Source organism: Burkholderia sp. JPY481, assembly GCF_038900515.1.
In the GTDB taxonomy this organism is placed as follows: Bacteria; Pseudomonadota; Gammaproteobacteria; order Burkholderiales; family Burkholderiaceae; genus Paraburkholderia; species Paraburkholderia youngii.
In genome coordinates this window covers 1-9,137 of record NZ_JAYMRT010000057.1, presented here as the reverse complement: position 1 = coordinate 9,137, position 9,137 = coordinate 1, and the positions used below count along the sequence as shown (strand labels likewise).

At 58.9% G+C, this 9,137-nt stretch carries 5 protein-coding genes; 2 read left to right on the top strand and 3 right to left on the bottom strand.

Going from position 1 to position 9,137, the window contains the following annotated elements:
• The first annotated feature begins 536 nt into the window (after positions 1–536).
• A complete protein-coding gene (locus VSR82_RS38990) occupies positions 537–3,854 on the top strand; it encodes an ATP-binding protein (protein WP_498858822.1) in 3,318 nt (1,105 codons plus the stop codon).
• Between the two features lie 78 nt (positions 3,855–3,932).
• Here VSR82_RS38990 and VSR82_RS38985 read toward each other — a convergent pair whose 3' ends face one another.
• Positions 3,933–5,165, bottom strand: a complete 1,233-nt coding sequence (locus tag VSR82_RS38985; RefSeq protein WP_498858821.1) for an ABC transporter substrate-binding protein — start codon at positions 5,163–5,165, stop codon at positions 3,933–3,935.
• A gap of 642 nt (positions 5,166–5,807) precedes the next feature.
• Here VSR82_RS38985 and VSR82_RS38980 point away from each other — a divergent pair.
• Entirely contained in the window at positions 5,808–6,845 is a 1,038-nt protein-coding gene (locus tag VSR82_RS38980; protein WP_498858820.1) for a LuxR C-terminal-related transcriptional regulator, read from the top strand.
• A 503-nt stretch (positions 6,846–7,348) separates the two neighbouring features.
• Here the strand turns inward: VSR82_RS38980 and VSR82_RS38975 are convergent.
• Positions 7,349–7,933, bottom strand: a complete 585-nt coding sequence (locus VSR82_RS38975; protein WP_498858819.1) for a hypothetical protein — start codon at positions 7,931–7,933, stop codon at positions 7,349–7,351.
• 111 nt (positions 7,934–8,044) lie between these two features.
• Positions 8,045–8,311 carry a hypothetical protein gene (locus VSR82_RS38970; protein ID WP_498858818.1) on the bottom strand — a complete coding sequence of 89 codons (267 nt, stop codon included), beginning with the start codon at positions 8,309–8,311 and terminating at the stop codon, positions 8,045–8,047.
• Positions 8,312–9,137 lie beyond the last annotated feature (826 nt).

Sequence of the window (9,137 nt, the reverse complement as noted above, 5' to 3'; positions counted from 1 at the left end):
CCCCATAACCGCCTCGGTACACCCCGCGGTTTCCTCCCTCGAGCGTTGTCCAACGCCTGCCCGCATACGCCGTCGCTTACTCACGCGGCAGCAGACATGGGCAGGCGTCGAACAACGCTTAACGAAACCCGCCGGATCCTCAGCGGGGGCTTGTCGGCCAGAGCGGCCGGTCGCCGATCAGCTGCTGTACGGCGGCTGTAGGTCGGTTCACTGACGTTCGCAACGGATACGGGTCAACGTTGACATGCGCAAATGCGAACGAGTCATTTCGACCCACTCCGGTCAGATGGCCTTCTCAAAACCGGTCAGTCAGCTAAATTCAGTTTTTGCGAACCGGAGTGACCATAAGGGGCCATTGGCGACTTCATCCAATCGGCCAACTGCTGCCGTTCGCCCTCGTCAGTACACGGCCATTCAGAGGACCGCTCCGTTCAGATAACTTAGGATGGTCGCGGCGGGCTGCCGCGCTCGTTGTCGGCCAGCGCGGAACAAATATTTTTCCTACCATTGAGGCAGCCTCCTTCAGGAGACAGGCGGTGGGAAGCATTGCAGAGTGGTTGGAATCACTCGGCTTGTCCGAGTATGTTCGGCTTTTTGCCGAGAATGGTATCGATCTATCGGTCCTTCGCGATCTCACGGACCGGGATCTCAAGGATCTTGGCGTCTTGCTTGGACATCGCCGCAAAATGCTGCGTGCGATTGCCCAGCTTGGCGACAGCGCCATTGCAATATCTGTTGCGGTCGCGCCCGTGCCACGTGATGACGCGGACCGGCGCCAGATCACTGTCATGTTTTGCGATCTCGTCGGCTCGACTGCCCTCTCGGCGCGGCTCGATCCGGAAGACCTGCGGAAGATTATTCGAGCCTATCACCGGCTTTCTGCAGATGTAATTACCGCGGCCGGCGGTTTCGTTGCCCAGTACATGGGCGATGGTGTGCTGGCCTATTTTGGCTATCCTCAGGCGCACGAGGACGATGCCGAGCGGGCTGTGCGAGCTGGGCTGACGCTGGTGCGAGCCATCGGCACACTCGATTCAGGGATCGACGAAAATTTGCGAGTCCGGATCGGGATTGCTACCGGCGTAGTGATAGTCGGTGATTTGACAGGTGAGGGTGGAGCTGAGGAGCGTGGCGCCGTCGGTGAGACGCCCAATCTCGCCGCCCGGCTTCAGACATTGGCAGAAGCCGGAACAGTGGTGATTTCTACAAGCACGCAGCGGCTTACGGCCGGGCTGTTTGACTACTGCGACAAGGGCCTTGCGACGGTAAAGGGTTTTGACGAAGGAGTGCGCGTTTGGCAAGTGCTCGGTCCCAGCGGGGTCGAAAGCCGCTTCGAGGCGCTGCACGCGACCGCGTTGACGCCCATAGTCGGGCGCGAGGAAGAAATCGAGCTGTTGCTCAACCAGTGGCAGCGGGCGAAGAGCGGGAAGGCGCAGGTTGTGCTGCTTTCGGGCGAGCCGGGTATCGGAAAATCGCGGCTGACCACCGCCCTTGAAGAGCGGCTTCAATTCGAGCCGCACGACCGCTTGCGATATTTCTGCTCGCGCCGCCATCAGGACAGCGCCTTCTATCCATTCATTTCCCAACTGGAACGTGCGGCCGGCTTGCGACGTGACGATACCGCTGAACAACGCCTCGGCAAACTTGAGACGGTGCTCGCGTTCGCCGCCGACGATCTGGGCGAAGCTGCCTCGCTGGTCGCGGCGCTGCTATCAATCTCGACGCAAGGCCGATACCCCACACTCAGCGTTACGCCGCAGCAGTTCAAGGATAAGACGCTTGGCGTGATGATCGCGCAGGTCAGGGATTTGGCCACGCGCCAGCCGCTGCTGATATTGTTCGAAGATGTGCATTGGGCCGACCCCAGCTCGCTTGAAGCGCTGGACCATCTTGTTGATCGTATTGCAAGCCTGCCCGTCCTGCTGGTCGTCACCTTTCGCTCTGGGTTCGTATCTCCGTGGATCGGCCGCCCAGAGGTGATGCTCCTTACTCTCAATCGTCTGCGCCCTCGGCAACGAGCCGAGATGATCGATCGGATAACCCTTGGCAAGGCACTCCCGAAAGAGATTTCGGACCGGATCATCGAGCATACCGATGGAATACCGCTATTTATCGAAGAACTGACCAAGACAGTGCTGGAGAGCGGCGTACTGCGCGAGCAGAACGGGCACTACGTCCTCGATGGTCCGCTACCTCCACTGGCGATCCCGATGACATTGCACGCTTCGCTGATGGTGCGACTCGATCGCCTGTCGCCGGTGCGGGAAGTCGCGCAAATCGCCGCCGCAATCGGCCGGCGATTTTCTTATGAGCTCATCAGCGCGGTCGCGTCGATGCCTAGGGAGCGCCTGGACGACGCATTGGATCATCTCGTCGGTGCCGAGCTGATTTTCCGGCACGGGGCACCACCGGATGCGGAATACACCTTCAAGCACGCCCTGGTGCAAGATGCCGCGTACAGCTCACTGCTGCGGGACAGACGACGGCAATTGCATGCCCGCATCGCACAGGAGATCGAGAATCATTTTTCTGAGGTAGCGGAGCAACAACCGGAAATCCTGGCCGAACACTGCACCCAGGCAGGATTGACGGATAAGGCGGCCCGGTTGTGGCGGCATGCCGGTCACAATAGTGCAAAACGCGCCGCTCATCGCGAGGCATCGGTCTTGTTCGAGAAAGCCCTGAACGCCTATGCGGCCCTGCCGTCCTCAGCCGACACACTTGGAGAGATTATCGACATCCGATGGGATCTAAGCCACTCGCTTCATGCGCTCGGAGAAGTGACACGGAACCGCGCGAATCTGGAGAACGCGAAACATCTTGCCGAAGGAATGGGCGACGAGGTACGTCTATCGCGTGTTCTATCAAGGTTGGCTTTTGCACTCGGTTCGCTAGGCGATTCGGTCGGCGCCGTTGAGGCAGGGGAATGCGCCCTGGCGTTGACGGAGCGGAGAAGCGACTCCGATGCGAAGGCTTGGGCGACCATGACGCTGGCAAGATCACGGTATGGTTGCGGAGACTATGAGCGCGCGATGGTGCATGCTCGGCAGGCGCTAGCGCTCCTCCAAGGCCATGGCCACGGGCTCGGCCCCGATGAGACATATGTCAAATACACGCGCGTCAACGCTCGTATCTGGTTGGTGTTGTGTCTTGCCGAACTTGGCCGGTTCGACGAGGCCGCTGTCCTTGGACAGGAGGCGACCGACATTGCCCGAAGGATCAATGAGCCAGAGCAACTGATCTTTTCTGGCCACGGTATAGGACGGATGCACCTTGTTCAAGGCAATCTCGAGGTTGCTGTCGAGACACTTGAGCCAGCACTGGCCATGTGCAAAGCTGAATTTCCATACTACGTTCCACGAATAGCCTCCTGTCTGGGGGCGGCGTGTGCCTCACTGGGCCGGACCGATGAGGCTCGAGCTCTTCTGGAACAGGCAGTTCGCCAAGCGGCGGCGAGTCATTTAGCGTTCGGACAGTCGCTAGTACTCTCTTTATTCGGTCGCGTGTGCCAGTGCGCTGGTCGGCAAGATGAAGCCCTCGCTCATGCACATGAAGCAGTTGATCTTGCTCGCGCCTCCGGCGAGCGAGGCAACGAGGCTTGGGCCTGGTGCCTGCTGGGGGATCTTGTCTCGGATGGCAATGCTACCGCACCCCGGATTGAGGAAGCCCACAACCACTATCGCACCGCGTCGTTGATCGCCCACGACATTGGAATGCGGCCAGTGCAAGCACAGTGCCTGTACGGATTATCCCGGTTGCAAAAGATGGTCGGAAATGAAGCATTGGCACAGAAAAGTGCGGCAGAAGCCACTTCGCTTTGCCGGGAAATGGGGATCAAACCATTGTCTTGTTGACCATCATTTCGCCCCGCACCATTTACCGCAAGGCGCTCGCGCGCTGCTCTTCATCGGATTCCGATGACCACGGTCGTATTACTTACCTAGCCACTGGTTTGCCTTTTCGGCCGCCGCGTTCAGTGCCGCGGCGGGTTGCGCCTTTCCCAGGTAAACGGATTGCAAGGCATCCGACACGGCCTTTCCGGTGTCTTCCCACCCTGTGACAGTCGGTGCGAAGCGGGCATTCGGCAACAATGCGACGAACGCCTTGATGTCTGTGCCATTGAGCGCCGGATCGCTGGCTTCGGCCTTCGTCGTCGGCAGGAAGCCTTCCGTCTTCGAGAATTCGACGCGCGGGCCCTTTGTGAAGACGAAGTCGAGAAACTTCCATGCGCTCTTCTTGACCTTGCAGTTCTTGAACATCATGATTGAATCAGTGACCGCATAGGTGATTTGCGTCGTACCGCTCGGAATGGGTTCGACACCGTACTTCAGATTCGGCGCGTCCTTCGCGATCTGCTTCGACAGCAGAGGCAAGGAGATTACCATCGCCACGCGCCCCTGCTTGAACAGGTTCTGTACGCCTTCACGGTTATACCCGGTGACCCCCGGTTCGGTCAGACCTTCGTCTATCATCGATTTGTACAGCGTTGCGGCCTTCACACCAGCCTGCGAATTGAACGCGGCCTTGCCGTCCCTGCCAATCACGTCTCCGCCGAAACTCCAGAGTGCATAATAGAAATAGACATCTGTCTCGATCTCTTTGCCTTGAAGACCAAAGCCGGCGATTCCCATCACCTTCAGCTTATTCGACGCATCCATTACATCGTTCCAGGTCTTCGGACCATTCGGATAACCAGCTTTCGCAAGCAGGTCCTTGTTGTAGTACAGCGCGCGGGTCGAAGCAGCGATCGGCAAGCCGTACACATTGCCTTTGATTTCACCCGGCGCCAGGATCTGGCCAATGAAGCGGTCCTTGAAGCTCGTGTCCATGTAGCCATCAAGGGGCTCGGCGACGTCGTCCTCAACGAAGTCCAGCAACCAACGGGTGGCGACAATCGCGAGGTCCGAGTTAGCGCCACCCATGATGTCCGTTTGAAGCTTCTGTAGGAGCGAATCCCAGTTTACTTCTTCGATCTTGATTGTCGTACCGGGATTAGCTTTTTCGAACTCCTGAGCCATCTTGTTGAAGTATGGGCCAGTCGCGTCACTGTAGTGCGACACGGTGATTCGCACCGTGTCGGTGTGCGCCGGTACTGCCATACCTGCGAACGCAAGCGCTACGGCAATCTTGCCCAGCGCGAAAGACCCACATAATTGCAATGACATGTTCGATCTCCTGTGCGTCAACTACGATCGACGGCCGGGGCGTGATTTCTTATCTCCTGTGAGAATTTTGACACTAACATTACCCCGTTCTCAAACTGCTTTTCTAACGGCATGAATGTCGAACACGACGCACTCGTAGCACTACTTTTCGTACCCGTCGCCTTGCAATGGAAAACCTGCTCTCCGTTGGTCGCTGGTGCTGAACAGACCTGCGTCGTTTCTGGTCTCTATCGTCGAGCTTGATATCGGAACGCGGCTAGGGCAAGCATCTCAGCGCGTTGGACTCGCTTTCCGGCGAGCATTTAACAGCCTTGTGTCCGAGGGTTCAGGTGAGGGATTGCGTACCCATCGGACTTATCGGGTTGCGCCGCTCCGCTGGGCACGGAGTTTTTTGGCCCGCGACCGGCCAATTTGCCTTGGCATCGCTAATTCCGGGACTTAAAATTTTTGCACGAGCCGCTGTTCTAATTGCGGACGTCGTCGGATCTACCGATAGAGCCTAGGTCTGGGTAGTCATTTCGAGACCGCGAAGTTCATTCGTTCGCTGAAGGGCGGGTCGGGTGATTGGTGGCTCTTTGCGGTAGAACGGTAGACGGGTGACGTATCCGCGGGTCAATGTCGCAAAGGAATAGACCTGGGCTTATGCTTGTTCTTTTCGCCGCTCCAACTGGATTGTTTCGCGATGGCGTCGGGCGTCTTCTCGCCGAACTGGCCACCCGCGCCGATGTGCGATGTACCGACTACGCCGCGCTCGCTCTTCTCGAGCGCGGATCTATCCCTGATCTGCTCGTGCTGGATGGCGACAATATTCGCGAAGCGCGTAGTGCAGTCAGCGTAATGCGACGTATGCAACCAGATTTGCCGATCGTCGTGCTATTGACGGCGATCGATTCGCGCAGCGTCGACAGTTTCCTTGAGGCGGGTGTGAGCGGCTGCGTCGGAAAAGCGGAATCTGCCGATGTGCTGCTGGATGCACTGCGTCAGGCGCTCGCAGGCCATGCTAACCCACCACCAGTTTGGCGCGCTTTCAAACCGGGCGGTCCTTCACCGCCCGATCGGACACGGCGCCCGCCCGATGCGACGCCGCATGTCACGCCCGGCGCACTAACAAAACGTCAGATTGAGGTCTTGGCGCTGGCGGCACGAGGAGAGCCCAACAAATTAATCGCACGGCGACTCAACATTACGGAAGGGACGGTAAAGGTGCACTTGCACTCGGTCTACAAGGCGCTGAAGGTGTCCAGCCGCGGTCAGGCGAGTATGACGGCGGCGCGCTTGGAGGAAGTGAGCGACGTACAGATTCACCAGGCGCTGGAAGACCAGCTTTCAGTGCCACGATTGCTCGCCCATATGACTCCAGTTCGCGCAAAAGCCGGAGAGACCCTGTTCCAGAAGAATGCCAGTAGCGATGCGCTCTACTACGTCGTGCGCGGGACGGTCAGACTGACGGAGTTCGGAGTTGAGGTAGGGCCCGGCACGATGGTGGGGGAGATCGGTCTGTTTTCCCCTGACCATCGGCGCACCTGCACGGCTCGCTGCCAGACCGAATGCGACCTCCTTTCGGCCTCTACGGCCGACGCAATGCGACTCTATTACCAAGACCCTCAGTTCGCAATGTACCTGATTCATCTTCTCGCCCGCCGACTGGGAGCCAGCGACTTGGCGCGCAAGGCCCGGTAGGAGGCTTTGATGGGTCGTCTTACCCTTGACCTAGGTTCGCGAGCGGCTCGCCGGCCGATCTGAGAGGTCGATTTTTTTCCGGGCAGGTCGCGACCGCCGCGCTCTTTGAGCTTTTCAAACACTATCCTTCGAAAGCAGCCATATAGGTTGCCGGGGACGAAGGGCTCATGGGGGGCGACCGTAGGCGGAGGCCTGCGGCACTGATCGGCCGGCCAGACCTTCACACAGGACGTTCGAACGTCCGCGCCCCCAAACAACTGAGTTACGCTCGCGATCATGTCGAAAGACGCCCGCCTCCGTGGGGCCCGACGATCATGTTGGCGTCATCGGTGTCCGCCAGCATCACGGGCACCAGCGCCCTCCATGTCGCGCAAGTTCGGTGAAGTGACCCGATCGTCGGGCAAAAGGCGCCCGCATTAAAGGCTCGAAACCTGCGGCCAGGCTCGGGCACCGCTCCACTCATGGTTAGCCCATTTGCGAGCGTGAGTTCATCCGGGACCCGACTAACGGAAGCCGTAGACCAGAACCTTTTTCCCCTCAAAGCTTTCTTGCACACCTTGCTCGCACTGCGGTGGACACGTTACGCCGTCCGGGGTCTGGCCTGACGCGGTGACCGCCCTGTAGACAACGGATTGGACGAGCGTCCCGTCGGCAGCGACGACGATGTTTAGATCAGTCTCGACGCCGGCCGGCACGGCTCCGCCGGCGGTATAAACGATTTTCATGGTACCGGTGCAATCGGAGTTCACCGTATATGTGCCAGTCTGGTTCGGGTTGAAGGTAATCTGCCCACCTTTCGGTAACCCGCCAATAACGCCGAAGTCGGTGCGTGAGAAATTGCCTGCGCCGTCGAACGTCACAAGGGCGACGTCATCGAGGATCGACGGGGCGGCGTACGGATGCACCTTAGCATCGGCACCTATTAATCCAAGAATCTCTCCGTGACCGATAAACCCAAACGGTCCCTTTAGCGTTGCGTTCGAGCAAAGGCCGCCGTGGCCGCCATGGCCATCAGCCTGGGCGGCACCACTGAGCGTGAGAAGTGCGATGGCTGTTGCCGACGCTAAGCTTAAATGCTTGATCTTCACGGTCATCTCCTTACTAGCGAATCGGGCGTTGAATATCACGCCGCGCAAGGCCAGTTAGCGGTCGGCCTTCGGCCCTCAAGTGAGTCGCCCAGCCGAGGGTAGCGGTGCAGTTCATTTCCTTCCTCTGTAAAGTTGCTGGATGCGCGCGGCTTGACCGTCATTCTTCGAGTCCACGAGGTCTTGATAAACTGCGCCCCGGCTTTTTTCATGGGGAACGGCAACGCCGCCCGACTCGGAGTGACCAGAAAAGTCCGGACCTTGCGAAGTAATCACGGTCTCCGACGTTGCCGGCGACGAATTCGGGATGGTGTCTGCAGCGTTCGCCTGCCAGGCGGACATACAGATCACTCCACCGACAAGTAGCAGTGCTGGCTTCATGTGAATCTCCTTGCGAAAGTATCGGCGCAGTCTCGGTTGCGTCGGACCGGGCGACAGTCTCGCCACGTTCGACAGGAACGAATCTAAAGTTGCATTACGATTCGATTCGACTGCCGCGGACTGTGCATCTTGATGGGTGCCGTACGCGGTGCTTTCTGGTCGTCCGCTTTGTGCCCGGCTCCCGCGTGGCAAATCTTGATGAACCGAGTATGGTGTGTGGACGCAGCCTCGCCTATATGTCTTTCGTAATAGGCGCTGCCTCAGCGCGGCGACCGGCCGGACGCGTGAACTTCGTCGACAGCGCGAGCTGTCCGCATCGGGTGCTCGCCAGACGGCATCGACGTGCCCGTTGACATCGGACGACGAGCGTCAGGGACCTCGCGAATGAGGCAAGGTGCTCGAAATGCCTGAGAACCTGGTGGTTCGCGTGTATAAGGAGTCACTATTCCCGCGTCACTTTGCGCCGATTAGCCCGGAGCCTGCCTTGGGCGGCGTACTGACTCTGCGTGAAACTGCACAGCTGCTATCCCGCCGCCCTGGCGCAATCGACGTTTCAGCATTCGCAGTGGACCGATGGTCTCGAACTGCCGGAGCTTCGTTAACCGAAGCATGCTCGTGAATATTGGGCGCGTGCGGCTATTCCGATCCGTTCCAGCCCCCGAAAACTCCGGCCGATATCCTACGAATGACAGTTCGGCTTCGAGGGACTAAACCGCTCGCGCGGTAAGGGGCTGCGGCCGGCGGTAGTAGCAATGGAGAGGAAACCGACTCTGTTCTCATGTTGATGGGCGAGGTAATTCGCCTCGCCGTTCAACGGGAGCAGAGT

What these genes read in the sequence shown, in the direction of transcription:
- VSR82_RS38980 (WP_498858820.1), top strand. Translation starts at nt 5,808, where the DNA reads ATGCTTGTTCTTTTCGCCGCTCCAACTGGATTGTTTCGCGATGGCGTC.
- VSR82_RS38985 (WP_498858821.1), bottom strand. Translation starts at nt 5,165, where the DNA reads ATGTCATTGCAATTATGTGGGTCTTTCGCGCTGGGCAAGATTGCCGTA.
- VSR82_RS38970 (WP_498858818.1), bottom strand. Translation starts at nt 8,311, where the DNA reads ATGAAGCCAGCACTGCTACTTGTCGGTGGAGTGATCTGTATGTCCGCC.